The following is a 232-nucleotide window of genomic DNA, read 5'->3' as shown; positions in this document are numbered from 1 at the left end:
AGTTATACGACCGGTTAATTAGTATTGACCCCGTGACCGCCGAATTTAAGAGTGAACTTGCCACTGATTGGAAGATCAGTAAAGACGGTAAATCGGTTACCTTCACTTTGCGCAAAGGAGTTAAGTTTCATACCACCTCTTATTTTACTCCTAGCCGTGAATTTAACGCTGATGATGTAATATTTACTTTTAGTCGATTATTCGACGTTTATAATCCTTATCACTTTATTGG

Annotated in this window: 1 protein-coding gene; it reads left to right on the top strand. The window is 37.9% G+C overall.

Annotation, left to right across the window (positions count from 1 at the left end):
• Window positions 1-32: 32 nt before the first annotated feature.
• Window positions 33-232, top strand: a 200-nt coding sequence (locus SB765_RS34145; protein ID WP_410933092.1) for an ABC transporter substrate-binding protein, incomplete at its 3' end; no start/stop codon positions are given.

Origin of the sequence: Pseudomonas sp. SIMBA_067 (assembly GCF_046534675.1) — a bacterium.
GTDB lineage: Bacteria > Pseudomonadota > Gammaproteobacteria > Pseudomonadales > Pseudomonadaceae > Aquipseudomonas > Aquipseudomonas putida.
This window is presented reverse-complemented; position numbering and strand designations above follow the sequence as displayed.